This window comes from Bradyrhizobium sp. USDA 4472 (assembly GCF_054058595.1).
This window is the reverse complement of sequence record NZ_JBSSAM010000001.1, coordinates 4,000,535-4,026,738: the sequence shown is the minus strand read 5'-3', so window position 1 is coordinate 4,026,738 and position 26,204 is coordinate 4,000,535. Positions and strand designations below refer to the sequence as shown.

General features: G+C 57.5%; 29 protein-coding genes. 15 read left to right on the top strand and 14 right to left on the bottom strand.

What is annotated here, in order from left to right; all coding sequences use genetic code 11:
- Positions 1–19: 19 nt before the first annotated feature.
- Positions 20–1,213, top strand: a complete 1,194-nt coding sequence (locus ACVWZ4_RS18695) for a hypothetical protein (protein ID WP_456699382.1) — start codon at positions 20–22, stop codon at positions 1,211–1,213.
- 55 nt (positions 1,214–1,268) lie between these two features.
- Here ACVWZ4_RS18695 and ACVWZ4_RS18690 read toward each other — a convergent pair whose 3' ends face one another.
- Both ACVWZ4_RS18690 and ACVWZ4_RS18685 read right to left on the bottom strand, forming a co-directional pair.
- Positions 1,269–1,502 (bottom strand): hypothetical protein, encoded by a 234-nt coding sequence (locus tag ACVWZ4_RS18690; protein WP_456699383.1) that lies wholly within the window; start codon positions 1,500–1,502, stop codon positions 1,269–1,271.
- Positions 1,499–2,752: a hypothetical protein gene (locus tag ACVWZ4_RS18685; RefSeq protein ID WP_456737436.1), complete on the bottom strand. Its 1,254-nt coding sequence runs from the start codon at positions 2,750–2,752 to the stop codon at positions 1,499–1,501. Before ACVWZ4_RS18685 ends, ACVWZ4_RS18690 begins: the two co-directional genes overlap by 4 nt.
- 274 nt (positions 2,753–3,026) lie before the next feature.
- Between ACVWZ4_RS18685 and ACVWZ4_RS18680 the strand changes: the two genes are divergently transcribed.
- A complete protein-coding gene (locus ACVWZ4_RS18680) occupies positions 3,027–4,379 on the top strand; it encodes an ApeA N-terminal domain 1-containing protein (protein ID WP_456790300.1) in 1,353 nt (450 codons plus the stop codon).
- Positions 4,380–4,594: 215 nt separating this feature from the next.
- On the opposite strand, the gene ACVWZ4_RS18675 is transcribed toward ACVWZ4_RS18680, so the two are convergent.
- A complete protein-coding gene (locus ACVWZ4_RS18675; RefSeq protein WP_456790299.1) occupies positions 4,595–5,899 on the bottom strand; it encodes an AAA family ATPase in 1,305 nt (434 codons plus the stop codon).
- Positions 5,900–6,419: 520 nt separating this feature from the next.
- On the opposite strand from ACVWZ4_RS18675, the gene ACVWZ4_RS18670 reads away from it, so the two are divergent.
- Positions 6,420–6,815, top strand: coding sequence for a hypothetical protein (locus ACVWZ4_RS18670; RefSeq protein WP_456790298.1), 396 nt, complete (start codon positions 6,420–6,422; stop codon positions 6,813–6,815).
- Between the two features lie 146 nt (positions 6,816–6,961).
- Here the strand turns inward: ACVWZ4_RS18670 and ACVWZ4_RS18665 are convergent, their stop codons facing one another.
- Both ACVWZ4_RS18665 and ACVWZ4_RS18660 read right to left on the bottom strand, forming a co-directional pair.
- Positions 6,962–7,282, bottom strand: coding sequence for a hypothetical protein (locus ACVWZ4_RS18665; protein WP_456790297.1), 321 nt, complete (start codon positions 7,280–7,282; stop codon positions 6,962–6,964).
- Positions 7,279–8,034: a DUF2806 domain-containing protein gene (locus ACVWZ4_RS18660; RefSeq protein ID WP_456790296.1), complete on the bottom strand. Its 756-nt coding sequence runs from the start codon at positions 8,032–8,034 to the stop codon at positions 7,279–7,281. Before ACVWZ4_RS18660 ends, ACVWZ4_RS18665 begins: the two co-directional genes overlap by 4 nt.
- A 963-nt stretch (positions 8,035–8,997) precedes the next feature.
- Here ACVWZ4_RS18660 and ACVWZ4_RS18655 point away from each other — a divergent pair.
- The 5 genes from ACVWZ4_RS18655 to ACVWZ4_RS18635 all read left to right on the top strand — a co-directional run bounded on the left by ACVWZ4_RS18655 (position 8,998) and on the right by ACVWZ4_RS18635 (position 12,161).
- A complete protein-coding gene (locus ACVWZ4_RS18655) occupies positions 8,998–9,732 on the top strand; it encodes a hypothetical protein (protein WP_456790295.1) in 735 nt (244 codons plus the stop codon).
- 33 nt (positions 9,733–9,765) lie between these two features.
- Complete coding sequence (locus ACVWZ4_RS18650; RefSeq protein WP_456790294.1) at positions 9,766–10,116, top strand: hypothetical protein; 351 nt, start codon at positions 9,766–9,768, stop codon at positions 10,114–10,116.
- A 168-nt stretch (positions 10,117–10,284) separates the two neighbouring features.
- Complete coding sequence (locus ACVWZ4_RS18645; RefSeq protein WP_456790293.1) at positions 10,285–11,010, top strand: recombinase family protein; 726 nt, start codon at positions 10,285–10,287, stop codon at positions 11,008–11,010.
- Positions 10,980–11,699 carry a hypothetical protein gene (locus ACVWZ4_RS18640; RefSeq protein ID WP_456790292.1) on the top strand — a complete coding sequence of 240 codons (720 nt, stop codon included), beginning with the start codon at positions 10,980–10,982 and terminating at the stop codon, positions 11,697–11,699. The genes ACVWZ4_RS18645 and ACVWZ4_RS18640 overlap by 31 nt, the downstream gene beginning before the upstream one ends.
- Positions 11,700–11,843: 144 nt before the next feature.
- Positions 11,844–12,161 carry a hypothetical protein gene (locus ACVWZ4_RS18635; protein ID WP_456790291.1) on the top strand — a complete coding sequence of 106 codons (318 nt, stop codon included), beginning with the start codon at positions 11,844–11,846 and terminating at the stop codon, positions 12,159–12,161.
- Positions 12,162–12,304: 143 nt separating this feature from the next.
- Here ACVWZ4_RS18635 and ACVWZ4_RS18630 read toward each other — a convergent pair whose 3' ends face one another.
- The 4 genes from ACVWZ4_RS18630 to ACVWZ4_RS18615 form a co-directional block, all read right to left on the bottom strand.
- Entirely contained in the window at positions 12,305–12,691 is a 387-nt protein-coding gene (locus ACVWZ4_RS18630; protein WP_456790290.1) for a hypothetical protein, read from the bottom strand.
- Positions 12,692–12,791: 100 nt separating this feature from the next.
- On the bottom strand, positions 12,792–13,313 hold the full coding sequence (locus ACVWZ4_RS18625) for a hypothetical protein (protein ID WP_456790289.1): 522 nt from the start codon (positions 13,311–13,313) through the stop codon (positions 12,792–12,794).
- A 370-nt stretch (positions 13,314–13,683) separates the two neighbouring features.
- Positions 13,684–14,367: a hypothetical protein gene (locus ACVWZ4_RS18620; protein ID WP_456790288.1), complete on the bottom strand. Its 684-nt coding sequence runs from the start codon at positions 14,365–14,367 to the stop codon at positions 13,684–13,686.
- A gap of 259 nt (positions 14,368–14,626) precedes the next feature.
- Positions 14,627–14,992 (bottom strand): hypothetical protein, encoded by a 366-nt coding sequence (locus ACVWZ4_RS18615; RefSeq protein ID WP_456790287.1) that lies wholly within the window; start codon positions 14,990–14,992, stop codon positions 14,627–14,629.
- Between the two features lie 241 nt (positions 14,993–15,233).
- On the opposite strand from ACVWZ4_RS18615, the gene ACVWZ4_RS18610 reads away from it, so the two are divergent.
- From ACVWZ4_RS18610 to ACVWZ4_RS18595, 4 genes are all read left to right on the top strand, one after another.
- Positions 15,234–15,758 carry a hypothetical protein gene (locus tag ACVWZ4_RS18610; RefSeq protein WP_456790286.1) on the top strand — a complete coding sequence of 175 codons (525 nt, stop codon included), beginning with the start codon at positions 15,234–15,236 and terminating at the stop codon, positions 15,756–15,758.
- 30 nt (positions 15,759–15,788) lie between these two features.
- Positions 15,789–16,238: a helix-turn-helix transcriptional regulator gene (locus ACVWZ4_RS18605; protein ID WP_456790285.1), complete on the top strand. Its 450-nt coding sequence runs from the start codon at positions 15,789–15,791 to the stop codon at positions 16,236–16,238.
- A 2-nt stretch (positions 16,239–16,240) separates the two neighbouring features.
- Positions 16,241–17,320: a tyrosine-type recombinase/integrase gene (locus ACVWZ4_RS18600; RefSeq protein WP_456790284.1), complete on the top strand. Its 1,080-nt coding sequence runs from the start codon at positions 16,241–16,243 to the stop codon at positions 17,318–17,320.
- A gap of 473 nt (positions 17,321–17,793) precedes the next feature.
- On the top strand, positions 17,794–18,027 hold the full coding sequence (locus tag ACVWZ4_RS18595) for a hypothetical protein (protein ID WP_456740925.1): 234 nt from the start codon (positions 17,794–17,796) through the stop codon (positions 18,025–18,027).
- Positions 18,028–18,604: 577 nt separating this feature from the next.
- On the opposite strand, the gene ACVWZ4_RS18590 is transcribed toward ACVWZ4_RS18595, so the two are convergent.
- Complete coding sequence (locus tag ACVWZ4_RS18590; protein WP_456699386.1) at positions 18,605–18,889, bottom strand: hypothetical protein; 285 nt, start codon at positions 18,887–18,889, stop codon at positions 18,605–18,607.
- A 297-nt stretch (positions 18,890–19,186) separates the two neighbouring features.
- Here ACVWZ4_RS18590 and ACVWZ4_RS18585 point away from each other — a divergent pair, with 297 nt between their 5' ends.
- The 3 genes from ACVWZ4_RS18585 (at position 19,187) to ACVWZ4_RS18575 (ending at position 21,123) form a co-directional block, all read left to right on the top strand.
- Entirely contained in the window at positions 19,187–19,930 is a 744-nt protein-coding gene (locus tag ACVWZ4_RS18585; RefSeq protein WP_456740924.1) for an outer membrane protein, read from the top strand.
- A gap of 201 nt (positions 19,931–20,131) precedes the next feature.
- Positions 20,132–20,380, top strand: a complete 249-nt coding sequence (locus ACVWZ4_RS18580) for a hypothetical protein (protein WP_456699388.1) — start codon at positions 20,132–20,134, stop codon at positions 20,378–20,380.
- Positions 20,381–20,892: 512 nt separating this feature from the next.
- Positions 20,893–21,123, top strand: coding sequence for a hypothetical protein (locus ACVWZ4_RS18575; protein ID WP_456740923.1), 231 nt, complete (start codon positions 20,893–20,895; stop codon positions 21,121–21,123).
- Between the two features lie 191 nt (positions 21,124–21,314).
- Here ACVWZ4_RS18575 and ACVWZ4_RS18570 read toward each other — a convergent pair whose 3' ends face one another.
- The 4 genes from ACVWZ4_RS18570 to ACVWZ4_RS18555 form a co-directional block, all read right to left on the bottom strand.
- Positions 21,315–22,028: a fumarylacetoacetate hydrolase family protein gene (locus ACVWZ4_RS18570; RefSeq protein ID WP_456740922.1), complete on the bottom strand. Its 714-nt coding sequence runs from the start codon at positions 22,026–22,028 to the stop codon at positions 21,315–21,317.
- A complete protein-coding gene (gtdA, locus tag ACVWZ4_RS18565) occupies positions 22,021–23,094 on the bottom strand; it encodes a gentisate 1,2-dioxygenase (RefSeq protein ID WP_456740921.1) in 1,074 nt (357 codons plus the stop codon). The genes ACVWZ4_RS18570 and gtdA overlap by 8 nt, the downstream gene beginning before the upstream one ends.
- A gap of 14 nt (positions 23,095–23,108) precedes the next feature.
- Complete coding sequence (locus tag ACVWZ4_RS18560) at positions 23,109–24,464, bottom strand: MFS transporter (protein ID WP_456740920.1); 1,356 nt, start codon at positions 24,462–24,464, stop codon at positions 23,109–23,111.
- A 71-nt stretch (positions 24,465–24,535) separates the two neighbouring features.
- Positions 24,536–26,191, bottom strand: a complete 1,656-nt coding sequence (locus ACVWZ4_RS18555) for a benzoate-CoA ligase family protein (protein WP_456740919.1) — start codon at positions 26,189–26,191, stop codon at positions 24,536–24,538.
- Positions 26,192–26,204 lie beyond the last annotated feature (13 nt).

The window sequence follows — 26,204 nt, the reverse complement described above, 5'->3', positions numbered from 1 at the left end:
ATCTGCATCAAGCAAATCCGTGTTCGATATTCTGCCCCACACCGAAGCCACGGACTTGGCTTGGTTCGCATCCGCAAGAGCCAACGAATATGTAAAATCGCGTGATGAGCGCATGAAGCAAGTCTTCGGATTCGCTCGGGCCTTGGCAAACGGGTTCGCCTTCCTGGCCCGCTACGATGCTTATGGCAATGGCGCAAGATTCGTCGGTTATGACATGAACTTGCCGCTCACTCCCGGAACAATCATCCTTGATGCAACGGCGGATATTGACGGCCTGTCGCTAATAGCAAAGCATCGCAGCCCGGTTGTCGTACCTCAAGTCGATTTTCGTCAACTTACGATTACTCACATCGATCCAGAACCTTTGATCATCGCTGGTAAGCGCAAGAAGCTGAAGATCAGTGATGTTGCTAAACGAGCCGATCAAGCGCGACCTTACGCCCAATGGATCCTGGATACAGCAAAGCAGCATACTCGACCAGGCGAACAGATCCTTATTACGACCCACAAGGCTCTTCTCGATCATGAGTATCTGCCCTCTAATTGCGACTTCTCGCAACCTTACGACCTCGAAGGCAGGCAGGTCTGCTTTATTCATTGGGGAGTGGGCATAGGCTCGAACCGATGGAAAGACGCAACTGCCGTGTTCCTATTTGGCGAGTTCCACAAGCCAAGAAGGACAATGGTCGCGGCCGGATTAGGTTGGCGAGAACAACAAGCGACGGAGAGCTCTCTTGCACCGTACCAATGCTGGAATCGGAAGGACGGACCTCTGCTTACTTTGCAAGAGGGTGACCTATGCCGGTGGTTGAAGCAAATGGCCATGAGGGGAAACGCCCGCAAAATTGACGCAGATGGCGTCTGCGGTGCGCAGCGCCTCTACGTCACTGGAGAATTTGACCGGCTCATTCGCCACAAAGACCGAATGTTTCCAGGCGCGACCGTGATCATGGACGAGCCGGGTCTGCGACTTCAACGCGGGGGGACAGAGGCACTCGTCGCGTTGCTGTACGGGACACAGGCTGACATCATCACAGTGCCGGAGGTAAAGGAAGCAACTGGGGTTGATCTGCAACACAACAGGATGCGCTTCTTCGCGAAGCCTGCGGTCAAGGAAGCGATCAAACAAGGGCATTGGGACTTCATGCCGGGCGCGGGACGCGGGCGCGTAGGTTGCTTCATTCGTACGCCCTCGGTGGCGACTGATTTCTAAGAATCAAAACGATTGCCGGAGGCACCCTCGCAAAGGGACTCCGGTCAATCGCGCTTCAGCGGTGATCGACAAAATCAAGGCCGTCGAAGGACACCTTAGCAATCTCAATAGCTAGTCGAGTAAGCGGATAACCCGTATCTCTAATTCCATCAGCATCGCGCTTCCGACCGTACCGTGCTCCAACGCTGCTGTTTGAATGACCGACAAGGTGGTTGATCACGACCTCGTCAACCCCGGCAGCGCGGCCGAAACGCTTGAACGTGCCCCGGAACGAATGAAACTTCTTCACGGGATCATCAACGACATGGTGTGCAAGTAGCCGTTGAACCACTCGCTCCATTTGTTGGCGCGGCTTGCTAACTTGCTTCTATCTTCAAATCCGGGCCAAAGGCTCGACAGCGGGCCAACTGCCCTGCGACGCTCCTCCACAAATGACAGGAAGCCGAGGCGCACCAGTTCAGGATGGATCGGGACACGCCGGATTGACGATAGGGTCTTGATTCTCTTATCGCCTTCACGGTCGAAACGGAACGTCCACAGATCGGTGTCCGGGTCTCTGGCGATGTCTTGAAGCAATAGCTGGATTACTTCGGTTCGGCGGGCACCTTGAAACAGAGCTACCAACGGTGCCCACATTGCGGTCTCGCCGCGCCCCCGCGTCGGACGCACACTGGCAGCGAAAATTGGGCTCGCCGCCAGCAATCTCAACTCATGCTTGGTGAACGGCTCGTAATAGTCTTCATCGGCGGAATCGATGTCGAATGCAACGTCAAAAGGATTGCGCCATCCTGTCCCGTCGAAATGGCCATCCTGTTCAGCACGGGCAAGCACTGCGCCAAGCAGGGTCAGCGACTTGTTGATGGTCGTTGCAGATCGCGGTTCGTAGCCGCTCAGATCGCGTTGTAGGAGGTCCGGCAACGTAAGCTGCTTCATGTCTGCGGGAAGACCTTTGGGTATTCGGCAGATCGCCTCCCGATACTCACGGCCATGTCCCTTGTTGATGTGGTGTATGGGCAAGTCTTCGAACAGCTCAACAAACCTACGGCGGGCAGTGTCAGCCTCGGTGATCGTATTCGGAGCCGGTGTCCTTGTGCCCTTGGCGCTGCCACCTCGCGACCAAGAATCGAACGCTTGGGTTATCGTCAATCCTTGCCCGGTCGCTACCGCCCCTGAGCTGACGATCCGGCTCGGAGCCGATGCCGGATGAAGCAGACCGACCGAGCCAAGTTCAAGCCAACTCCCTTGTGTCGCGGCCGGGGAGTCATGTTCGCCGTTGGTCAAGAAGGCCCTCGCGACCTCGAACACGCTTGCATGTTGCGCGATTTGAACACCGAGACGTTGCTTGGCTTCTCGCTCCACCGTCGTTCTCAAAGACAACCACACAGCGGTCTTGAGGTGGCCACGTCGAACGGGGCTTTCGAGCCGCTTGATGTTGTCGGGAATCGAGGGTGGCAACGGCTGGCCTGCGATGTCGTCAGGCAGATCGATTTTGAGCCAGTAGATTCCGTTACGTCTGATTAGGTGCGAGACACGCGGCATTCATTGCTTCCCGTAGCACGAAGACGTAGCAAACGGAGAAGCTGCACCGAATAGTGCCAGCGATGTCAGGCAGTTAGGAAGAAATGGCGCTCCCTAGGGAACTGAGGAAAGCCGGCAAGGTCAAAGACTTAGCTCGAAGTTTGGGGATGCACCCCCCCATTGAACTCTAATGCGTTTCAGATGGCTCGCCCAAACTATCCGCTGTTCTACAGAATACGCGCGCTGGATTATAAATTACACACTTCGCACCGATCCAACAGGGGAGCATCGCGGAATGCACGAAGTGCTCGGTACTACTATTTCGGGGTTGTTCTGGAAAACCGACAATTCAACCTCAAAGTACGAGGGCTCGCTTGCAATCGATGAAAATGGATCGGCCCGCCTAACTTTGGGGGGCGATCCTCGTGAATTGAGGGCACTCGACGCTTATCAGCGCTTTAATATCCATGGTGAAGCTGAAGGCGAGGCGATTAGCCTATTCGATTGCTTCGTCGATAACGGAGAATTCATACTGCTCGAGAAAAACGCTCGTATCCAGGTCAACACGGTCGCCATTGGCGCACTGATTGACAACCTAGAGACGGCGGAAGCTTCGGTCTTGATGTTCACAACCCCGGAGATTGCACGATGGACCGGCCTTCGAGCATTGAAGGCAAACCAACCGTCCGAAAAGCAAGTGACGGTAAAGTATCGAAGTAAGAAGACGAGGTCTATTGAAGTAGGAGACGCGACACTTCAATTTTCCACGGGCATCAACTTCGAATGGAACTTACAAACGGGAATTAATTTAGCCGAACGGCACGGAGTTCGTATCGTATTCGATCAACACCAATCGATTTCGAGCATCGATAGATGGGTTACAAAAACCTGCCGCCTAGTGTCTCTCGCTCTTAGATGTTCAACGATTTGTCGTGTCTATAGTTTTCAGCGGTCTACAGGTGGCCGTGTTACCGTCGTGACGCCTTGGTCTGGGAACAAAACCGATTTGGCCGCCATTCGCCCATTATTCACTCGGCCAGACCTAGCCGCGTCTTACGCCAAATTCGTGCGGGGCTGGTTTGCAAAATATGAGAACCTTGAACCAGTAATTTCACTCAGGATCGCACTGCTGTCCCAGCCCGCAAAATTTCGGGAGTTTGAGTTTTTAATTTACGTGCAGGCGCTCGAAGCGCTCCACCGACGAACGCGGCCCGCACGCACAATCGTGGCTAAGGCGCAATTTTCTGCCTTGAGACGCAATCTCGTGGCTCAAATACCGAGTAAATGGAAGACGAGGTCAGACCTTGTGGACAAGCTCGCATTTATAAACGAGATTTCTTTGGCCTCGCGACTTCGAGACATGTTCGCCGATAACGACCATCTGGCCGGCAAGCTATTTCATGACACCAAGAGGGATATCGCCTTAATCAAGGACATAAGGAACTATTTGACGCATTACGAAGGCAAAAGGAAGCAAAGCATTGAAGCATACAAGGCAACGGTGAAATTCACCTACCTCACTTGGAAGGTCAGATTGCTTCTAGAAATTAGCATCTTGCGGGCGACAGGCCTCAGCCGCGCAGACGTACAGAAGATTATCGAACGCAGCTCTGCATATCGCCACCTAGTAAGAGCGAGCCATATTTAGGACATGCGCCTCCCGCGTAATGGGCCACTATACTCGACGTCCGGCGGCCACCCCGGGTACATGCCACGCATCCGCGAAACTTGAACTCTCAATATCTACGAGCGTCACAGGCTTGACCGCGTCGAACAGACCTTTTGCCTTTCTCATTGCTTCGTCCGAAGGCGGGCAGTCTGCTACAAACAATGGTTCGGGGCGGACGGTTCAAAGCCAATCTTTCAATCGAGCTTCCGAAGCTTCACGTATGCACGAAAAACCGGGTCAGCAAAGTCATAAACGCCGCGACGGTCTCCATGCTTCGCGAGCGCAGGTCCATAGCGCTCTTCCACCAGACGCGGCATGAGTTGGTCAACATATTCGATCCCAAGACCCTGCGCTGTAGACCGCGTTTTCTGTAGGACGACATTGCCGATGTCTTCATTGTATAGCGTGGCCTCGCTCTGTTGCTCCGCGAGCAATACAAGCAACATTGCACGTTCCTTACTGTTGCCAACTGCGAGTTGATACTGGTCCTCAAGATTTGGAAACGACCTACCTGTCCTAATCTTGTCCAAGACCTCACCAAAAATGTTGGCGTCGATATCGTTGGTCCCGATCTCATTCCCGTACTGAACCGACGATTTGCCAATTAGTTGCGCGAAATACGGAAATCCCTCACTGAGATCGACGATTTGGTCCACAACCTTCTTGTCGAACCTAATTTTGCCCTTGAACAGCGCCTCAGCCGTGGAGAAAATCTTGCGCGTTTCGGCGGGGCTCATTGGCTTCACGTAAATGGCCCCTTGCTCAATCAGTCGAGCCACGGATTTGTGGTCGCTGATCAAGGCCCCTAAATCCTGCCCGATGCCGCACGCACCAAACTTCACTGTAGGCGACGTGAGCGATTTGATGAGCGAGCCGAGACCATCTTTATTGCGAATAACGTCAAACTCATCCAAAAGCAGGAGTAGCGCATCGCGTTTAGACCAAACGCGATTATTGGCATCGAGCGCGCCAGTCACGAAATTACGAAACGACTGGACAAGATCGTTGGGTACGACGCTCCCGTACTTCTGAGCGTCCGATCCTTTTGCGCCCCACTGGACGAGCTTAAGGTCCATGCCAGTTGACGCTTCCTCCGAACGGGAGAATTCGGTCAATTGCTTTCCCTTGTCGGGGACTAAGCGAAGCAAACCATCTTCTGGATCGGCGTCATTGCAAAGTCGCCGGACCAAGTCATCAGTGTTGCCGATGTTGCTGTCGCAAGCGTAGTAGACCGTATAGTACCGGCGCGGCTGCTTAGGGATTAGGTGGCCAAGTCCGGCCTTTTGGGCGATGTCATAGTTGCCATTCGCCATCTGCTGGACTTGCCGAAGCAATGATGACTTGCCAACGCCGCGCTTTCCGTACACCGCGATGAGACCTTCGCGAGCGTTAAGGGCATTCATGCAGCTTTGAATTAGGTCGGCGCGCCCTACGAACCGCCTCGGGTCGCGGATGACACTCGAAGTAAATCCAATTTCAGGATCAACCAATTGGAACATCGGTTTATATACTCCGGCTGATACAACTGAAGGAAGTTAAACAAGATCGCGCAGCAGCGCGAGAGGCGGCGGCTAAATGTTAACAGAGAAGGAACGGGCGTTTCTCGCTACTTCGGCAGGTCTGTTCTGGACAGTCCCCCAGACCCCTCCTACAGGCCCTCCAAGACACTGTTATTCGATTTCTGGCAAGTCAGGTACCCCAACAGCCCTCGTTCAAAATCGCGAAATTTCCGTCTTGAAACGCTGGTTTTGTCGGTCGATCAAACGTGCAGAAAGAGGGGGTATCACATACAGCAGCATTGCGAGAAGTGCAGGCACCTGCACGCACATCGGTTCACACCGGCTAACTTCCCATGCCGGATGAGAAATGGTATTGCAACGTGTTGTTGTAATGTTTTGGGGGCGATTATGGCCAAAAAGGCCAAGAAGGCCAAAAAGGCAAAGTCAGCAGTAAAGAAGACTGCGAAGAAAGCTCGAAAAAAACACACTGGGGGCACCGGGCCAAGGCGCAAGTAAGAAAGTGAAGCTTCAGGACTACCGAGAAACATTCTACACGTTCTCTGGCAAGGCAAGCGATATGAACCGTCAGCTTGCCTTCGCCGGGATCGCAATCATATGGCTCTTCAAGAAGGAGCCGATGTCCGGACTAACCGTCCCTCGCGAGCTTGTCTTTCCGGGCTTGCTCATAGCCGCATCGCTCGCCGTTGATATGCTGCAATATTGCGTTGCCTCGGTACTCTGGCGATCATTCTACCGGGGTAAGGAAAAACTAAAACTTGCCGAGGACAAGGAGATTTTCCACAACGAATGGTGGGAGCGCCCGATCTGGATCGCTTTTTGGCTCAAGATCGTTCTCATCCTCACCGCCTACTATTTCTTAATTCAGTTTCTCTGGTCAGCGATTTCATTTCGATGACAATCAAACCGCGCTTCCGACCAAGCGTAGGCAGCAATGCGTTTCAGCGAGGCGCCCCAAACCGCATCTACTGCCTACAAGGGATCATTGTCAGCCCGCAACCGGGGACAGCCCGATGGTAATCTCCCAGAGCTTCGTCGCACGCATTAGATTTCGTCACAAATCTGAACATCGTATTTCTCCTCCGCCCATTCAAGCAATGCTCTTAGTCTATTGCTGAGCAGCGGAGCCGCACGCGTCCTTTTCCACGAGGCCTTTTCAGTAACGTCTGCATCGGGAGCTCGGTTCGTCAATCGTATCGCGACTTCAGTGCCATCCGCGAGCTTTGGAACAATCGTCGGGCGTGGACGCTGCATGACCTGCTGTAAAATGTTCCGCAAGTAACCTTGCTCGACATCATCATCAAGCGGCAATTCTTCCACAGTGCGGAAAACAGCATTCGCGATGTCGCTGCCGCGCTTCGTCAAGACCAGGTAGGCCAGCGTAAGCTTGTGCCTAAGGTTGCCGTTCCTTGCGGCTGAAACGAAAAATCGGCTAGAGCAAGTGGTCCCTCGGTCACGAGTTCTTTGATTAGTCCCAAATCCGTCAGCGCCGCAATGTCTAGCGGCTGCGGCAGCGGGTGACCGCTGGGCGGATGGGGCATGAAACCAACTCGGACAATCACGGTAACGAATTTCTTGAAGTCCTCGGCAATGTAACCATCGAACAGGCCGAGAGTTTGGAGGGCGGCAGCGGACAGCCTCGGCAAGCCATCGATAGCTGCTGATGATAGGGCGCGCGCCCAAAGGTTCTGAACGTCACGGTCGGAAACCTTCTGGGCAAAATCCGCAAACCTAAACAGCCAGTCTTCGTCTATATCGCGGGCGCTTCCGTTTGCAGGATCGGCTTCGGTGAACTCCAAAGCTCGACGCTCAACCGCTTCCAAATTCTGTTGTTCGCGTGCCAACTCGCCGCGAAGACGTTGAAGCCTACGCTCCAGCACGGCTTGATGCTCAAGCTCCGCCATCTCTTGATCTCGACGGGCCTTCACGAGCATTGCATCAGCTTCAATTCGGGAAGCAGTTTCGATGGCGAGCCGCGCGGCCTCGGCTTGAGCCTCTTTTGCTGCCGTCCATTTTGCTACGTAAGCGTCGCCCAATTTTGCGATGCCGCGAAGCAAGGATTTGCCAGCCTCGCTTGCGACTTCTGCAGCAGCCTCCTCTGTCGGCTGCCCAGGCAAGGACACTCCCCGACCTACTTTCGGTGGCTCGCTAGCATTGCTCACCTATGTTCCTCCATACCATTGGTAACTATCACAATGTTGCAAACTACTGCTGCTAGAAGGTTGACGAAACGCCTGTGGAGGCGTTCTGCAAACATTCTATTCGATTTCCGATCTGTCGGGCACCCTAACAGCCCCCAATCCAAAATCGCGAGATTTCCGTCTTGAAATGCTGGTTTTGGTGGCGACCAGATTGTGCAAATACCTGCACGGAAAGCTTGGGCTTCCAAGCGCGAACGCGGCTCGCCGAAAACGTCCTCAAAAATAATGCGGCAACGGCGCAGAAAAGCTGCAAGTCAAATTCAACAAACTGTGCATCGCGGTCCCCGTATGCAGCCCGGTGCCTGCGAATGCAATTGCGGCCTTCCGAAAACGTACGTTCCTAGGCTAAAGCTTGGTGCAAGCATGTACCTGTCTGCTTTAGCAGGGGTGTAGCCTGCCGTCGCGAGCCGAAGGCGAGCGGACCGCCATAGCGGCAATGGCAACATCGCCGTCATGGCGATCTTACTTGGTGCATTCCGAATTTTTCAGTTCAGGCCAGCGCGTATCGTCGCTCTTCGCCCATTGTCCCCTAGCGGGTCCAATGGGCGAGTTCGCAACGATACGTCCACCATTGTAATACACCGTACTACACAAGCGAAAACTTAGGACTTCCGTCCTAAATCGGTCGCGCACGGGCATCTATAGGAACGCGCGCGCACACGCAACTAGGGGCAAATGGCGTGACAGCAATATACGCCTCGCCAAATAGGCGGGTGCCGTAAGACAGCGTATCACAGTCTAGGGAAAGACACCGCTGTGCAGGCACCTGCACACCACGCTTCTTTAATCCACACAGTTTGTTCCTACCCTTTTTGCTTGGATTTTGCTCTTGCCGTTTGGTCATGTCACAATCCACAGCGAAGGGTATGGGGGAATGCAGTGGCACCAAATTCCAAGGTTCGGACCGCTCGCCACCGCAAGCGCGAGCCGCTGGTACATCAGCATCTAGAGAACGTCTCGCGAGATTTGTTGGAGCAACATCCGGAACTGGTTCGAGAGTTCATCGGCCGCAACGCGGGAATTTACGCTCTCTATAAAAAGGGAAAGTTGTACTACGTCGGTCTTGCGACAGCCTTACGCAGCCGGCTTAAGGCACACGTAAAAAACCGACATGGAAATTCGTGGGATAGATTTTCCATTTACCTCACGATCAAGGACCAACATCTCCGCGAAATTGAAGCTTTATTGTTGCGCATCGCGAACCCTCCCGGGGCAAAACAGCGCGGCAAGCTTGCACAATCCAAAGATATGCGCAGACAACTTGCCCGAGCCATCCGTCGCAAACAACGAAGCGAAGTATCGTCGCTCTTCACCCCAATGCGAGCGATGAAGATCGCTCAAAAAACTGGAGCCGAAAGCGACCTTGTTAAGCTGCTTCCGCAGGGCGCGCGCCTGCGAGGGACGCTTAAGGAAAGGGTCTTTCGAGCAACCGTGCGCCCAAACGGTACCGTGCGCTTCAGAGGGATTACCTATAAGTCATTGTCGCTTGCAGCGTCTGCAGCCGTTAAACGCCCAACAAACGGATGGTGGTTCTGGCAGATCGAACGCGGCCGACGCAACTGGATACGGCTAACAAAAATCCGGAAGGCTGGCACGCCTGTGTTTCTAAGGTGAGTACCTGCCGTCAATCAAAACGCGGAAGGACGTATGGGAGAACAACCCACCAAACCAGATGAAGGTGCTGGCAGCATCATTGGAGATCCTCATCCGCAAGAGGAAGGGTGGGAACTCGACGACCCCGAAGCGCAACGGCTGTTGGCCCGTAAGAGGCGCATAGCCGTTCTCATTGGTCTCTCAGGATTGTTGGTTGTTGCGATAGCTCCGCCTGTACGTACCGCAGTAGCAGAGCTTTTCTGTTGGTTCTGGATAACAGTAATTGCCTATCTGGTTGTCCCTTGGATGGGCTTCATCCTGCTCATTCTGGCGGTAGCAGCCGCATCGGGTGTCTTGCATTTCTTCAGGACCGGGAAGCTGCCGGGCCTTGATGACACCCAATAGCGAGACCATAGCGCGGCAAACTTCTCATTCGGCGACATACGGAAGCTAAATTGTCGCACACCTTCGCATAAGCGCATTGAAAAATTGCGGCGCACCAGTCCAATTTGGATTTGCAGGTGGTTTGCGTTGGTGGCCTGTTTACGTTCTATCGAACCAACGTTCCAAACAATGTTACGAGCGATTGCAATGCAGCAGAGCCGTTACGTTGCATATTACCGAGTGAGCACGCAGCGTCAGGGCCGGTCCGGGCTAGGCTTAGCGGCCCAGCGAAAGGCCGTAACTGAGCGCCTATGCGACGGCGGCCAACTGATAGCCGAATACACTGAAGTCGAAAGCGGGCGACGTACAGACCGGCCAAGGCTTGCGGAAGCCCTTTCGGCCTGTCGCCTCCACAGAGCTGTTCTGATCATCGCAAAGTTGGACCGGCTAGCGAGGAACGTAGCCTTCGTATCGGCCCTCATGGACGCCGGAGTGGAATTCCAAGCCTGCGATTTCCCGTCGGCGAATAGGCTCACAATTCATATACTCGCGGCGGTCGCGGAGCATGAGGCCCGTATGATTTCCGAACGGACAAGGGCCGCGTTGGCCGCCGCCAAGGCACGGGGAACGGTTCTTGGAGGATTTCGGGGCCGTGCAGGCACCTGCACCGATCTTGAGAAAGCCCGCGCTGCGAGAACGGCCAAGGCCAACCAGCGGGCACTCGACCTTGTAACCACGATCCGGAGCTTGCAGGCGGCGGGAAGCACTTCGCTTGGCTCGATTGCGACCGGTCTAAATGCGCGCCAGATCGCTGCGGCTCGCGGGGGCCTCTGGTCCGCAGCACAGGTTCGGAGAATACTTGATAGATTAAAGGACCAAACAATATGCGAAAATTCTTTATGCTGGCCGGGATGATGGTCGTCTGCATCTCGGCATTGTTCACCGCACGCACAGATGCCCGGGATATCTATTTATCGCGCGAAGTTCAGACCAGATTTTCCGACTACTACGTTAGCGATAGACAAAACACCGGCTCGGACGCTAGCGGAGACAAATGCATATTCCGGAACGGAGAATTACTTTACTGCCCTCAAGGTGCAACGGACTACCTGTTCCTCGGGAAACCAATACAGACCAAGAATTACAATCTGATCCCGATCCACAATTCTTGCGATGGAACGGCGTGTCACCTGGGAACGGCATCGCTCATCATAGAGCGAGGTGAACGAGCGAAGGCCGTTCATGTTTCCGAGTGCTTCGAGTGCATTAGCCAGATTAGGGTTAGTGATCGCGACTATCGGAGAGACAAAGTTAATTTTGATCTTGGACTGCTGGACGGCGCAAGGATCACGGCGACTTTCCACGCCGGCAAGCTGTCTGTTTATCGAGTGCTCGATCCGCAGGAACTATCCTTTAACGAAGCCGATTGCGAGTTTCTGTCCGCCGCAATTGAAAGCTGCGAAGCACCTAATTCTCTAGGTGCGTTGCCAACTACCTCAATGGCCGGCAGCTATGCTGTCTTCAGCAATCGCCATCCGGGTCGCGATGCGTCGTGCACCGACCTGCATCCGCTACTCAAGTTCTGCAAAAAGAGAACCAAATGAATGCCGCTCTACGCCCAGCGGCAATTCTTACGCGCCACCATTCAGTTGTCACGTTTTGCTCCACGGGACCGGCTTCCAGTTAGTCACTCAGGATCGCCCTCCCTTCGATCACCGGGGCGGGATATTAGAATTCAGGAGGAAGTCATGCGCTACTTAGTGATCCTTGCGTTGTTGCTTGCGTCACCCGCGAACGCTTATGAGAGGAAACCCCCGGATAGCGTTTTTCATTGCGAGTTCGTGAAGCTGTTCTACGAATATTGCACGCCAGAAAAGCTCAAAGAATACGAACACGGCCCCATCATCAATGGTGCGATGGCCCACAGTTTCCAGTATTTCAGAGCGCACCATCCGAACATCAGCGACGAAAAAATGTTCGGCCTATGCAAGCGTGTCACAAATGGCGAACTGACGCCGGATGACGCCCAACACCGGTTAGGCAAGTTCTGCCCGAAAGGAAACTAACAATGGCACTCTACAGCCAACGCCAATTCGTCAAAGTCTACCAGATGCGGACCAACGGTCAGGTCATGCCTGTGTTGTGTTTCATTTGGCACAACGACAGCGCCAATTGCTGCGGGGATCGCTTCTCCAAGACGTGGGGGCAGCTACTCACTCAGCAGCGCACCGTCGCCGATGTGATCAGGGCACAACTGCCCTATCGCAAAAGCCTCTAGAAAAGCCCTCAAGCGATTGTCCTCTATCGTGATGAAGCGATACTTGTAACCGGCTCTTAAAACGCTTGCCTTGCCGTCCAATGCCTTTTCTACAAACGACGATGCGCCCTGCAGGTGGTTGCTGAGCCGCTGGTGTAATCCGCGCTTACCCCTGACTGTGCGACCTACATGAGCGACGCGGCCTTTCGGGTCGTAGATGATGTAGACGCCGTGGAGATCTGGGACATCCAGCCGTTCACCAGCATTCGGAAACGGCGCCATCGGTGAGCGGACGAGTTGCCCGAACTTGGCTTTAACGGTTTTTGGTTCGCCTCTCATGGTGCCCTCACAACAGACGCGGCAAACAATGATCTGCGTCGTACAGCCTGCAAATTCGTCATTGTAGAAGACGCTATCGCTTCAGAAGAAAGCCGTCATCTTAATCCTCTGCGCTCATCAAATCGGCTGACTGCAGTATCGCGCTGAATTGCTGGTGAAACTTGCCCTGATTGCCGTGACTGGGAAAATAGATGCTGCCTCCTTGATTGGCGACATTGAACCCGTCCGCCAACAGCCTCGGCGCGAGCAGTCGGCAAACATTGGCTTTGATCAGGACGAGCGGGGTTGCCTTGTCCGGCAACAGTCGAGTGAGGTCCTCAATCAGTAGCGGATAGTCCCCGATTATCATTTCACCCCGCCGGTTGCTCTTATCGACATGCTGATACGTCGCGTCTACCAACAACCAACCTCGCTGGCATAACTCAGCGAGACCTTCCTCTTTATTTGATGGAGAGCGCCCAATCTGTTGCATCAATGCAGAGAACAGCGGCTCACTCACTTTGCCGAGCGGATCATAAAAATACAAACCTGACGCCGGCGGTGCCTCTGCTACTATTACGAGCTTGAGTTTCGCGGGCTCGTACTTCCGTCGCAAAGAAAGATAATAATCGCGGTCTTGCACGAGCGCACCTCCCCCACCCTTAGTCCGAAACCGATAGCCCCCGATAGATTGAAGCACGTTTGTAGCTGTCTAAAAAATTACGACAAAAATCTTCGAATGACCCTGTAAGACACCGTAACACACAGCCCGCAGTTCGGCTGCCCGCATGACACCGCGGCACACCCCTATATCTAGCGAGCAGTGTATAAGACCCTTACGCTCGAAATCGCGGCCAACATCTAACGTAAGACCAAACCGACAAGTCTTATTGCTCAAAGACATAAGGTCATTTGAAAAAGCAAAATCGCGGCATCCCTTAAAGCACGCAACATCTCACCATGTTGGAGAGCATACACTCCCATATCCGCGTGCAGACACCTGCACGAGAAGCCTAGGGCGGCTGTGCATGGAACGCTGGCAGGATCAACGATTTGGCGTATCCACTATAGGGATGAGATCCAAGCCCAAGCGCCTTTTCCACTAAGCGTGTTGCACCCATCCATTGATCAATGCTGCATCCCTCCGCGGCCGGAACGTCTGGCGCATCAGCAAAGTATACAAACAGCAAGTACGCATCGACGCTATTGAGTTCGCGCAAAAAATAGAGATGCGCCAATCGATTTGCGTACTGGTAAAATGGGCTTTCCCAACCGCAATCGGCTGAAGCGCCAAATGCGTCCTTAGTTTTCTCAATGGCCGCTCGAATTTTGCGCAGAGACTTAGGGCTAGCCCGCGCGTGGGAGATCATCTCCCCAACGTAAGCCTTTGCCTCCACCAATATAATCTTTCCACTGTCCGTTGTAGCGAGCCCGTCCCAGCGTGGTCCGCTATTGGGCCAAAACTGGTTCAGTGAAACTCCGAGGTTATCGATGCCAAGTCGCGCTAGAAACTCGCTGTCATAATACTCGGCGTAGTCGTCAGACTTCACCGGAGAACGCCACTCGATCCCTTCGGAGATCGGCCACCCAAACAGACCTTTGACCATCTCGTTGGTTTGGCTTGTGCGGTCATTCACAGCAACCCGGAGCCAATGCTCGCTGCGTTTGGTTTCTATGGGACGCTCACGCCTTGGCATTATTCCTCTCTCTCTGCTCAGCAACGAGATAAACAGTCGCCATCTTCTGCTGCCACACTCAACATTTGGAGAGCGGGACACTGATATCTTCCGTGCACGTACCTGAACTCAACAGCGCAACGTCACTCAACTCCTGCGTCTAGCTCGTTGCATTCAACTTCTGCGCTGCGGGCCGCTGCTAGAGCAGCGACGGACGCAATGACCAAGAAACAGCTTGGTTCTTGGCGCGAGAACGATGATGACGTTTCGACATCCGCACCTAAGAACTTGGAGCGCTTACGGCAACAGTTTGAGTGGACGAAGCGGGCTCCAGCGCACCCGCGACCTCGGCGATTGCTTGCTTCACATGGCTGTCCTTTAGTTCGACGCCAACTGCCTTTGCTTCGATTAGAAAGCGCCTCTTACCATCCACGGTCACTAAGCGATCAACGTAAGTGCCCCTAATGCCGTGTTCGCTCGATTTCTCTTTGTACTTGTCGTAACCGAGCGCATCGGCAAGAAAGTCTGTGATTATGGTGAGCGTATCGGTCTTGCCGATGCCCCGCTGCTTAGCAGCCTCAAGAACCTTCCGATACTTCTTCACTTGAGAGGAAATTCGCGCAGCTACCTTCGTTGAAACGCTCATTGGCCTGCCTCGCGCCTAAATTGCACGGATGATCGCGCAAGCCAATCCGGCTTGCAATCGCGCGCCGGCCTTTGCGCTCAGCCCATTTTGAGCTACCTCGTCGGGATACTTCGTCAGCGCTTCCTAGAGACTTGCCAAGCAGTTTTCGATAGCTAAGGCTACTGACTGACCTATCGCAGCGGGCGATACTGCTTTTCATGTCGCTCACTTGTCCGAGCTCTGCAAATGGTAGCGTCGTTAGATGGGGTATGGTGCCAAGGAATTGATATTCGCGGAGCCATTTGCGAACGCGCTGGTGGACGATCCAGCGTTCCGGACGTGGGTGCTTCAGCAAACGATGTTTTGCGCCTTCGCCGATGCGCGATTGTTGCATCGGGAAATGCAAATGCAACGGAATGCGAGGTATTGGTGGCGGTCCCACTTCACCGAAGCCTGTCGGTGCGAAGGATGCAGCGGTCAAGAAACCGATCTGCTAGCCATTTTCGAAGCCGAGACCGGTTTTCGCTTTGCACTTCATATCGAAGTCAAGCATCCCGGCGACAGGTTTAAGGAAGGCGGGCGTCAGGCCGCCGCATACCCAGTTAGAGCACAATGCTGGGCAACTGACGGGCATACGCCTGCTAACGTTTTGCGACACTCAATGGCCACGACCGCATTGCTATGCAGCCAAGCAAAGCTTGCCGAGTACGCCGCTCACGTTCCCCATTTTGCCACCGTGCTCACTTTCGAAGAAATAAAGAAATGCTTTCCACTTGCTGCGCCCTAACAACCGAAGGATCAGCGGCGACCACTATTCATGAGAAAGTACTTAGAACTGCGCGCGCAGCACGGCGGCCAGAACCCTCAGGGCTCCATTCCCGTTGCAGAGTTTTTCAACTTGAGGTATAATTCGGCAAATGGGCCGACTACGTGCGGCCGAACTATAATTTTCAGTTCTCTCGAAACAGTTTCTGCGTCGGCGCTGGGGCGGCTGCCGGTCGCAAGTTTTGAGTGGAACATGACTAAGCAAACAGCACTCCCCTCTCAGCTCGCGCCGCGCTTGATCGGACGCGAGGCTGCCGCAGCCTACGTCAATCTTTCGCCGACCGTATTCGATAGACTTGTTAGTGACGGGCGAATGCCGAAGCCACGGCAGTTGACGGCGCATCGCAAGGCTTGGGACGTTCGCGAATTGGACGTCGCCGTCGACAACCTCCCGAAAGAAGGAGAGAGCGAGGGCGACGCCGATGATGGATGGGATGATTAGTTATGCGTCGCAAGCTCCCCCCGAACGTTGAGCGCAACGTCGTCAAAGGACACACCTACCTTTCCTATCGGGTTGGCAAAGGCCCGCGCACCAAGCTGCCCAGCGACCCGACATCCGAGGAATTCAAGAGGGCCTATGCCAATGCGATCGCGGGCAAAACGGAAACGAAAACGTCGCCTTCAAGAGTTGCGGCTGGCTCCATTGGCGCGCTGATCGTCTCTTATCTGCAAAGTGATGCCTTTGCTTCGCTCAGCGAGGGAAGTAAGGCAGGATATCGCAACCGCTTGGATCAAATCCGGCGGGACCATGGTGATCGTCCCGTACGCAACATGACTAAAGAGCGGATCGAAGAGAAAGTCCTAAAGCCGCTTCAAAACCGACCCGGCGCTAAAATCGACACGCTGAAGAAGCTTCGTATACTTATCCGCCATGCAATGGAGGATCTGAAGTGGCTTGCGGTTGACCCGTCCCACGGCATTAAGCGCGGAAAGTCAAAAGAAATCCGCGCTTGGACCGACGCCGAAATGAAGGCATTCGAAAATCGATGGCCTTACGGTACCAAACAGCGTGCCGCCTACGAATTGATGCTCAACGTCGGCACGGCGCGCGCTGATGTCCACCAAACGACATGGGCGCAGGCGGACGACGACGGCTTTGAGTACACGCGACGTAAAACAAACGTGCCCGTCGCGGTCGCAATGGCGCAATCGCTAAAGATTGCTCTCGAAGCGCTGCCTCGAAAGCACGTCTGCATCATCACCACTGAATATGGGAAGCCCTTCACGGTCGATGGCTTCAGCGGATGGATGCGCGACGCAATAACCGGAGCGGGCCTTCCACACGATTGTAGGCCGCACGGCCTGCGCAAGACGTTCGGTCGCTTGCTCGCCGATGCGGGCGCAACGGCCCACGAAATCATGGCGGCGCTCGGTCACCTGACGCTGGCCGAAGCGGAACGCTATACGCGGGAAGCCGACCGCCGCCGGGGTGGCCGTCGCGCAATCGCTAAGCTGGAAGATCACAAGGCGAACAGAATTCCCCAAACCCATATTGGCCGTTTGGGGAAATCGGCAAAAAGCTGAGCGGTCTCAAATCGAGATGACCCCGGCTGGCGCTCCCTAGGGGAATCGAACCCCTGTTTCAGCCTTGAGAGGGTAAAGTCGATCCGCATGGTGTCCTGCGACGGAGGCCGTGCCGAGGTCAGCCCCGCTCGTCTGCATGAGCAGGCGCCGCTGCACCAGTTTCGCACCAGAAACGACCCGGCCGCGGCGCAACGAACTCGATCGGATTCCAACAAAAAGTTAGCATATTCAACGAAGCTAGCCGCTGTCCCGCCGCTCATAACGGTCTGGTTGCAGGTTCGAGTCCTGCCGGGCCCACCACGCTTCGCTTTTCTGGCTACGCGTGGCGCAGCAGCGCGGAGAACGAAGGGCGAAGCGTGGTGTCCGGCGTAGCTGGAGCGAAGCGGAAGCGCAGACGGACTATCGCTCTTGCCGCCACAAGCTCATGCAACCCACCAGCCTCCCCCTCTCTCAGCAGGAGATTCTCATGGCCAGTGAAAAAGGCCCCGAACATCAAGAAGAAGCAGAGAGACAAGAACTGCGAAGGTAAAGGATTGCTCAAGAAGGACGACGCAGGTGGTGAAGTGCCAACGTTGCAAAGACACAGGCAATCGCAAGTCGCGGAAAGAACGCACCGATTCAGGTATCCGACAGGCAGCGGCTCCCAGCAACGCTTTGCAGATCCGCACGATTTCCCCGACAGCCCGCGCATGATGCCGCGGATGTGACCGCCCGTGCGGCTGTCGCGGATTGCGAGGATGACGACCGAGGCTCACTTGAATCCTCACCATAGGTCCATCGGAGAAATTGCCATGCGATCGGGTCTGGTTTTGAGCGTTTTGATTGTCCTCTCGGCATCGGTCAGTACCGCCATGGCAGCGCAGGGGCATCGGCATCATGCAACGGCTCGGTCTGCGCGTGTTTTGACGACAGGGCCCGCTGCGGCCTGGGCCTATTCACCGGCAGCGCCTGCCCGCCCTCAGCCGATGCCGCACTACGATGATCAACCTGAGCCGGGTCATAATCCGTTTGAGCGATGGGGTGGCTAGCACCCGGCGCAATCGCCGTGCCGCATGGTCGCCGCTCGCGGCGGCGTCCGGAGTTTGCAGCCCGGCACTGTCACTGTAACCCGATCGCTACGGCGACACTCAGGCGCCGGCCGCACCTGTTGTGATCGCAGCGGACGACAGGCGTTATGACGAGCGCGGCGTTACGACCGGCGTTGCTCCCGCTCGCTCGTGAGAACAGCAGAGAGGCCGCCGTCGCGGCGGCCTCTTTCATTGCGGCGTCCCTCTCGTCGCGAATTTATTTGCTGCTGTTCAAGGTCCTGTTCGTGGAGGAGTGAAGCTTGCCGTTCATGCCGGCATGCGCACCCGCCGAACCAACCGTCGAGTTCGCGGTCCCGTTCAAGCTCTTGTGGCCGCCGTTCAGGCGGGCATTGGCTGAGGAGTGAAGCCTGCCGTTCGTACCGGTCGCAGCTCCCTTCGAGCCGATCGTCGCGTTCGTCGTGCCATTCACCGATTGAGCGGAAGCGGCAGTGCCGAAGGTCAGCGCGAGCGCGACGGAAAGAACAATCGTTTGGATTTTCATGCCTCGTCCTTTGTGTAAGCCCCAACGGCAGAACAGCGATCTCCATCGCCACGTTCCGGGAACTTACCTATTTTTCCCAATGAAAATTCCGATCGAGAGTTGCCTTTGATGGCCTTCTCGTTGTGATTTCTCTGCCCCCTGCCACCGTTTCCCGATCTGGAACCGACTAACATTGGTTAAGTCGAATTTTGGTTTTCACCACCGCCGGTGTGGCGTGCCAGTTACAGCAAGCCGGCGCCAAACTCGTTACGTTTTCTCCCGGGCAAGGGATTCTCAAGATCACGTGGGATGAATTGAATGAACAAGCTTTTGGCTTCGGCCTCTTTCGGCGCTTTGCTCCTGGGGGCAACGGCTGCTTCGGCCGCCGATCTCGCCGCGCGTCCTTACACCAAAGCGCCTCCGGCCGCGATCGCGACCGTCTTCGACTGGAGCGGCTTCTATATCGGCATCAACGGCGGCTGGGGTCAGTCCCACGATCGCCGCACGTTCGATCCCACGGGAACTCTCGTCGGAAGCTATGATGCGAACGGCGGTACCGTCGGCGGCCAGATCGGTTATCGCTGGCAGAGCGCGGGCTGGGTGTTCGGCCTCGAAGCGCAAGGCAACTGGGCAGACATCTCGGGCAGCCGGGCTGCGTTGGTGCTGCCGGCGCCGGGCGCCACGCTCAGCTCGAAGATGGACGCCTTCGGTCTGTTCACCGGTCAGGTGGGTTACGCCTGGAACAACGTCCTGCTCTACGTCAAGGGCGGTGCGGCAATCACCGATCGCAACTATCAGTTCCTCACGGCGGGCGTCGTGACGGCCCAAACCGGCTACGCCACGCGGCTCGGCGGAACGGTCGGAGCCGGCCTCGAGTTCTCGTTCGCGCAGAACTGGTCGCTCGGCGTCGAGTACGACCACATCTTCGAGAACCGTCACGGAGCGACCTTCAACGTTCCGGGCGGCGTTGCCCTGGCCGGCTTCAGCACCGGCGGCGACACCGATCTCGTGCTCGGTCGCCTGAACTATCGGTTCGGTGGACCGGCAGTCGCGCGGTACTGAGCCGACATCGCCATCAACTTCAAAGCCCCGCTCTGCGGGGCTTTTTTTGTTGAACTGTGCGCCCGAAAGGCCTCCGGCCAAATCCCAGCGCATTTCGTGACGATCGATGCCCCCTATCCATTCGGCTGATCTTTAGGAACGACCGACGGCTTGGCCTTGTTGGTGCGCTGGCAATGCGCAGAACCAAGGAGAATAGCAGTGATGATCAAAGCAGTTGTCGGACTGGCGCTCGGCGTAGGCATGCTGACGGCGTCGACCATGAGCGCGTCAGCCGCCATCGCATGCAGTGGCAACGTGTGTTGGCACACTCACGAAACCTACACATACCCACCCGAATCCAAGGTCATCGTGCACGAAGACAATTGGAAGGCTGGGCCAACTGAAAAATTCACGTTCCGCGAACATGAAGGCCGTGGATATTGGCACGGCGACAAGTGGGAAACCTGGTAGTCCCATTGGTCGGGGCCGCCGAAAGGCGGCCTTTCCTTTTATTCGCATGCCTTCGATTTGAGCGACGAGATCGACCGGAGGTACGCCCGGGCGTCCATTTCCGCAAGACGATCAAGTGTTGCGCGCAAGTGGGACGGTAGCGGCGATTGGTCCTTGTTCAGAGCGAGACGCAGCCTCTCGCCAATCTCGTGGCAGATGGCTCGGGAATGCGCTGTCTCCAGCTGCGACGACGATGTCACCATGGGGCCACCTCAGATCAATCCAAGGGCAGCGAAAACCAGCACTTCGGCAAGGAACACTGCACTCAGGGCGGCAACGGTGGAGATGGCCTCTACAAGCGACAAATGCATGGCTCACCTCGCAGCCTCCCCGAAGCCCCGCCATAAGAATTCACATTTGTTAAGTTGGTTTCGGTTCGGGCCACCTTTTTCAGGGCACGCGGAACCTGGCTTCGTCCTACCGCGGTCCGAACCAACACGCGCCATATGCGTTCTGGGACAATGGACCCAGCGATGATTCAAAGGCACCTTGCCCAGGCCGAACGGCACGCCGACGAGGGCAGGCGCCTCATTTCTCCTCAGGAAGACCTCATCGCGAACCTCAAAAAGCGCGGCCACGACACCGCGGACGCTGATAAAGTGCGGGACATTCTGATAGAGACACAGTCGATTCATTTGCAGGACGCACAGCGACTGCGCGGCTCATTAAGTGCGGCCAGCCGGCTGCGCCGGCGCGTTTTTTGACAGGGAACCTTACGCACCACCGGCCAAACGATCCATCTCGCCCTCACGCGCAACTGAGTCGGCGCCACAGCATGCGGCGGCCATCGCTGGCCTGGTCGCCGCTTGCGGGCGCCACTCCGCCCGTGGTCGACGCGGAGCTGCGATGACGGTGCTCTCAACTGAGCTATGCCGTCCCCGCAGGCCTCACCGCGTCAGCCTTGCCCGACGGCTATCCTGATTTCGCCCAACCCCTCGATCCCGCCCGTCATCACTTGCCCACGCTGCACGGGGCCGACGCCCTCGGGCGTGCCGGTCATGATGATGTCGCCGGGTTTGAGTGCCATCGACTGCGAGCAGATCGAGATGATGTCGGCGACGGCCCAGATCAGCTTTGCGATGTCGGAGTCCTGCTTGGTCACGCCGTCGACGGCGAGCCAGATGCGGCCCGCGCTGGGATGGCCGACCTCCGAGACCGGTCGCAGCGGAGCGATCGGCGCGGAGAGGTCAAAGCCCTTGCCCCAGTCCCAGGGACGGCCCTGCTCACGGGCCTGAAGCTGCAGATCGCGCCGGGTCAGGTCAATGCCGACGCCGTAGCCCCAGACATGATCGAGCGCGCGCGCGACGGGAATGTCCGTGCCGCCCTGCCCGATCGCGACGATCAGCTCGATCTCGTAGTGGAAGTTGCTGGTCTGCGGCGGATAGGGAACGCTCGCACCATCGTCGACGACCGTGTCGGCGGGCTTCATGAAGAAGAACGGCGGCTCGCGATCGGGATCGCGCCCCATCTCCCGCGCGTGCGCCGCGTAGTTGCGGCCGACGCAGATGAGCCGGCGCAGCGGAAAGCGCGCCACCGAATTGTGGACCGCGACGGACGCTTGCGGCGGCGGCGGCAGAACGAAATCGGAGTGCGTAAAGGCGTCAGGCATTGCCACGGTCCTCTCGGAAAAGATGCAGGGCTTCCTGAATGGGTCGATCGGAATAGGAGAAGATCACGGCATCACCATCGATCGCCTCGTGACGCACGCGATGCCAGGAGGGGACGACGAAGATGTCGCGCTTGCCCCACTCGACCACGATCTCCTCGCCTGTCCGGGACGCGATGACGCTGCGGCCCCTGCCCTCGATCGGGACGAACACGGCGGCGTCGGTCGAACGGTACGAGGCGGTCGCAAAGCCCTTTGGCAGGAGCTGGATGAAGGTCGCCATGGTGGCCATGGCGTGATTGCCCGTGATCGGGTTGGTGTAGCGCATCTTCAGCCCGTGACAGGCGTCCCAGGCGGCGGCGCGCCGCAGCCGTTCGAGCGCCTCGCGCGTGCGTGCATAGGGATAGTTGAACACCGGCGAGGTGCCGCCGCCGCCCTTGTGATCGACCGGAAGCAGATTGTGGCCGTAGCGGGCGTCGCTATCGCCGACCGGCCGTGTGATCGGCTGCTCGTCGACGTCGAGATGCTCGGCGAAGGAGGCGTCGAGCATCTGGATGACGGGGATGTCGAGACCGTCCAGCCAGAACACCGGATCGGCGCTGGGGTTGCCGTGATCGTGCCAGGCCCAGGGCGGCGTGATGATGAAATCGCCCTCGTGCATGATGGTGCGCTCGCCGTTCACGGCGGTGTAGGCACCCTCGCCTTCGAGGATGAAGCGCAGCGCGGATTGGGTATGGCGATGCGCCGGCGCGACCTCGCCGGGCATGACCAGCTGCACGCCGGCGTAGAGATCCGTCGTGATCTTCGACTGGCCGCGCAAGCCCGGATTTTCCAGGACCAGAACGCGTCGCTCCGCCTCCTTGGCGGTGATGAGGCTTCCGGCCTCGAGCATATGCGCGCGGATCTCGTCGAACCGCCAGGATGCCGGGCGGCATGCGCTTCTCGGCTCGGGCGTGACGAGATCGGCCAGCGACAGCCACAGCGCCGTGAGGTTCTTCTTGTCGATCTTGTCGTAGAACGCCCGGCGTTCCGGTGTGTCGGCGGTTGGCGTCATGATATCGTGGGACATAGCCTGTCTCGCTGTTAGTGATGGAGCGTCGCGGTCGAGGGCACGAGCTCGAGCGACGGCTCTCGTCGACGAAGCGCGAGCACCGCGAGGCCCGCCAGCAACGCCGGGACCGCCGCGGTCAGGACGACGGACTGCGCAGTCCACCCGAAGCCGAGCAGCACGCCTCCTGCGACCGGACCGATGATCGAGCCGATGCGGCCGACGCCCAGCGCCCAGCCCACGCCGGTGGAGCGGATCTCGGTCGGATAGAGGCCGGCGGCAAGCGCGTTCATGCCGATCTGCGCACCGACGACGCCGAACCCGGCGAGGAACGTCGAGACCATCAACGTCCAGACATGGCCCGATCCAAAGGCGATCCCCGCGATGAAGAGCGCCGAAGCTAGATAGGCGCCGCCGAGCACCAGATAGGGATCGAGCCGGTCGACGAAGCGGCCGAGGACGATCGCGCCGACCACGCCACCGGCGTTCAACACCGCCGTCGAGAGGATCGCGACGGTGAGAGGCAGTCCGCTGGCCTTGAGCAGCGAAGGCATCCAGTTGACGAGGAAGTACATGACCAGCAGGTTCATGAAGAACGCCACCCAGAGCAGCACCGTCATGGATGCGCGGCCCTCGGCAAGGAGTTTGGTTACGGGAAAGCCCGACGCGCGCGAACCGGGCACGACATAGCGGCCCGCCGCCGCAGGCGAGATGGCGGGATCGAGCCTTGCGAGCAATTCCGCGATCCTGCTGTCCGCAACATCGCGTGTCACGAGATAGCGGATCGACTCGGGCAGCCACGCGAACAGCACGATCAGCGTGAGCAGCGGAAGCACGCCGCCCACGACGAAGACCGCCTGCCAGCCGAACGCACCGATCAGGGGCGCGCTGATGACGCCTCCGATCGTCGAGCCCAGCGGAAAACCGCAGAACATGATGGCGATGAGCAGCGCGCGCATCCGCTTCGGCGCGTATTCGCTGGTCAGCGCGACGATGTTGGGCATGGCGCCGCCGAGGCCGAGGCCGGTCAGGAAGCGGTAGACCAGAAGCTCGTTCAGCGTGGTCGCGCGCGCCGTGACAGCTGCGAAGATGCCGAACAGCAGCACCGAGAGCAGGATGACGCTCTTGCGGCCGAACCGGTCGGCCGCCGGGCTGAGCACAAACGCGCCAACGGCCAGTCCGGCCAGGCCCGCACCGAAGATCGGGCCGAAGCCGGCCATGGCGATCCCCCATTGCTCGGCAATGACAGGCGCGACATAGGCGATCGCCTGGGTGTCGAAGCCGTCGAGCAGTGCGATCCACGCGCAAAGAACCAGGATCAGCAGCTGGAGGCGCCCGAACCGCGCCTGTTCGATGACCTCGGTAACGTCGACGATATTCGCAGCGGACATCACGAACTCCAGTGGGCGTGGGTTTCTTGGGCTGTGACTTTCAGCAGGTTTTGGAAAAGGCGGCTGCGCGTTCAGGCCAGCAACGGGGTGCTGCGCAACTGTTGCCGGTCGATCTTGCCCGTTCCCGTCTTCGGCAGATCGGGCCGATATTCGATCAGGCGTGGATATTTGTAGGGAAGCAGTTTTGCCTTGACGTAATCCTGCAGGTCCCGCGTCAACGACTCGCTCGCGGTATGACCGTCGCGCAGGATCACGAAGGCTTTCGTGGTCATGCGGCGATCAGGAAGCTCGAGGCCCAGCACCGCGCATTCGCGGACGGCGGGATGCTCGGACAGGCAGAGCTCGATCTCGACCGGGTAGATCCACTGGCCGCTCACCTTGATGAGATCGTCGACACGGCCGACGAAGGTGAAGAAGCCGTCGGCATCCTCGACCAGCCTGTCGCCGGTCCAGATCCAGCCCGCCTCGCGCATGGTCTGCGCGGTCTTGTCGGGCCTGTTCCAGTAGCACGGCGCGTTGGAATGACCGCGGACCCACATCACGCCCGCTTCGCCTTGCGCGGCGGGCTCGCCGTCAGGCGTGGTCAGGCGGATCTCGTAGCCGGGAACGCGCTTGCCGGCAGTGCCGGCCTTCTTCTGCGCACGCGTGTTCGAGAGATAGATGTGCAGCACCTCGGTCGATCCGAGTCCTTCGACGATCTCGAGGCCGAAGCGCCGCTTCCAGTCGTTGAAGATGTCCTGCGACAGCACTTCGGCGGCCGACAGGCTGAGGCGCACGCTCGACAGATCGGCCGTTTCGATGCGCGGATGATGCAGCAGCGCGTTGTAGAGCGTCGGCAGGCCGAAGAAGAGCGTCGGCCTGAACCGTTCGATGAGGTCCAGAACGGCGCCGGGCTCGGGCCGCCCGGCGAGCAGGATCGTGCTGGCGCCGACCGAGAACGGGAATGTGATCGAATTGCCGAAACCATAGGCGAAGAAGATTTTCGGCACGGAGAAGCAGACATCGCTCTCCGTCATGCCAAGGATGTGCTGCCCGAAGCTGTCAGCCGTGTAGGCCATGTCGTGCTGGAGATGCACGATGCCCTTCGGCCGACCGGTGCTGCCCGAGGAGTACATCCAGAACGCCATGTCGTCGCGACGCGTGGGGGCGGCTTCGATCTCAACGGGAAATTCGGCAAACCACCGATCGCCGTTCAGCACGTCGACCGCGGGCGATTCGGGCGCAACCTCGCCGTTGACCACGATCAGCGTGTGCAGCCGCGATCCGCCGGTGGTTTCCCGATCGAACAGATGAGCAAACTCGGCGTCGACGACCGCGACCTGGGCGGCGGAATCCTGCAGGTAGAAACCGATGAGGTCCTTCGGCGACAGCGTGTTGATCAACATCGGCACGAAGCCGGCGCGGACCGCGCCGAAGAACACGGCGGGATAGGACGCAGTGTCGTTGAGCAGGAGGAGCATGCGGTCGCCCCGGACGAGCCCGAGCGAGGTGAACGCGTTGCCGCATCTGGCGGCATCGGCGCACAACTCGCCATAGCTGGTGTTGCCGGAGGCCGTGTAGATCGCGACCTTGTCGGCACGACCCGCTCTGAGGTTGTCGAACAGGATCTCGCTGGCATTGTAGCGCTCGGAGATCTCGAAGCCGATTTCCCTTGCGCTGGGCGCATCATCGGGCACCCGGTCCACGATCGGCTCCACGAATGCGAGATCCATTCCTTCCGTCAGCATGGCGTCCTCATCA

Coding starts and splice junctions, on each gene's coding strand:
- ACVWZ4_RS18685 (WP_456737436.1), bottom strand. CDS start 2,752: ATGCCGCGTGTCTCGCACCTAATCAGACGTAACGGAATCTACTGGCTC.
- ACVWZ4_RS18680 (WP_456790300.1), top strand. CDS start 3,027: ATGCACGAAGTGCTCGGTACTACTATTTCGGGGTTGTTCTGGAAAACC.
- ACVWZ4_RS18675 (WP_456790299.1), bottom strand. CDS start 5,899: ATGTTCCAATTGGTTGATCCTGAAATTGGATTTACTTCGAGTGTCATC.
- ACVWZ4_RS18650 (WP_456790294.1), top strand. CDS start 9,766: ATGGGAGAACAACCCACCAAACCAGATGAAGGTGCTGGCAGCATCATT.
- ACVWZ4_RS18645 (WP_456790293.1), top strand. CDS start 10,285: ATGTTACGAGCGATTGCAATGCAGCAGAGCCGTTACGTTGCATATTAC.
- ACVWZ4_RS18640 (WP_456790292.1), top strand. CDS start 10,980: ATGCGAAAATTCTTTATGCTGGCCGGGATGATGGTCGTCTGCATCTCG.
- ACVWZ4_RS18635 (WP_456790291.1), top strand. CDS start 11,844: ATGCGCTACTTAGTGATCCTTGCGTTGTTGCTTGCGTCACCCGCGAAC.
- ACVWZ4_RS18630 (WP_456790290.1), bottom strand. CDS start 12,691: ATGAGAGGCGAACCAAAAACCGTTAAAGCCAAGTTCGGGCAACTCGTC.
- ACVWZ4_RS18620 (WP_456790288.1), bottom strand. CDS start 14,367: ATGCCAAGGCGTGAGCGTCCCATAGAAACCAAACGCAGCGAGCATTGG.
- ACVWZ4_RS18615 (WP_456790287.1), bottom strand. CDS start 14,992: ATGAGCGTTTCAACGAAGGTAGCTGCGCGAATTTCCTCTCAAGTGAAG.
- ACVWZ4_RS18610 (WP_456790286.1), top strand. CDS start 15,234: ATGGGGTATGGTGCCAAGGAATTGATATTCGCGGAGCCATTTGCGAAC.
- ACVWZ4_RS18605 (WP_456790285.1), top strand. CDS start 15,789: ATGAGAAAGTACTTAGAACTGCGCGCGCAGCACGGCGGCCAGAACCCT.
- ACVWZ4_RS18600 (WP_456790284.1), top strand. CDS start 16,241: ATGCGTCGCAAGCTCCCCCCGAACGTTGAGCGCAACGTCGTCAAAGGA.
- ACVWZ4_RS18590 (WP_456699386.1), bottom strand. CDS start 18,889: ATGAAAATCCAAACGATTGTTCTTTCCGTCGCGCTCGCGCTGACCTTC.
- ACVWZ4_RS18585 (WP_456740924.1), top strand. CDS start 19,187: ATGAACAAGCTTTTGGCTTCGGCCTCTTTCGGCGCTTTGCTCCTGGGG.
- ACVWZ4_RS18580 (WP_456699388.1), top strand. CDS start 20,132: ATGATCAAAGCAGTTGTCGGACTGGCGCTCGGCGTAGGCATGCTGACG.
- ACVWZ4_RS18575 (WP_456740923.1), top strand. CDS start 20,893: ATGATTCAAAGGCACCTTGCCCAGGCCGAACGGCACGCCGACGAGGGC.
- ACVWZ4_RS18570 (WP_456740922.1), bottom strand. CDS start 22,028: ATGCCTGACGCCTTTACGCACTCCGATTTCGTTCTGCCGCCGCCGCCG.
- gtdA (WP_456740921.1), bottom strand. CDS start 23,094: ATGTCCCACGATATCATGACGCCAACCGCCGACACACCGGAACGCCGG.
- ACVWZ4_RS18560 (WP_456740920.1), bottom strand. CDS start 24,464: ATGTCCGCTGCGAATATCGTCGACGTTACCGAGGTCATCGAACAGGCG.
- ACVWZ4_RS18555 (WP_456740919.1), bottom strand. CDS start 26,191: ATGCTGACGGAAGGAATGGATCTCGCATTCGTGGAGCCGATCGTGGAC.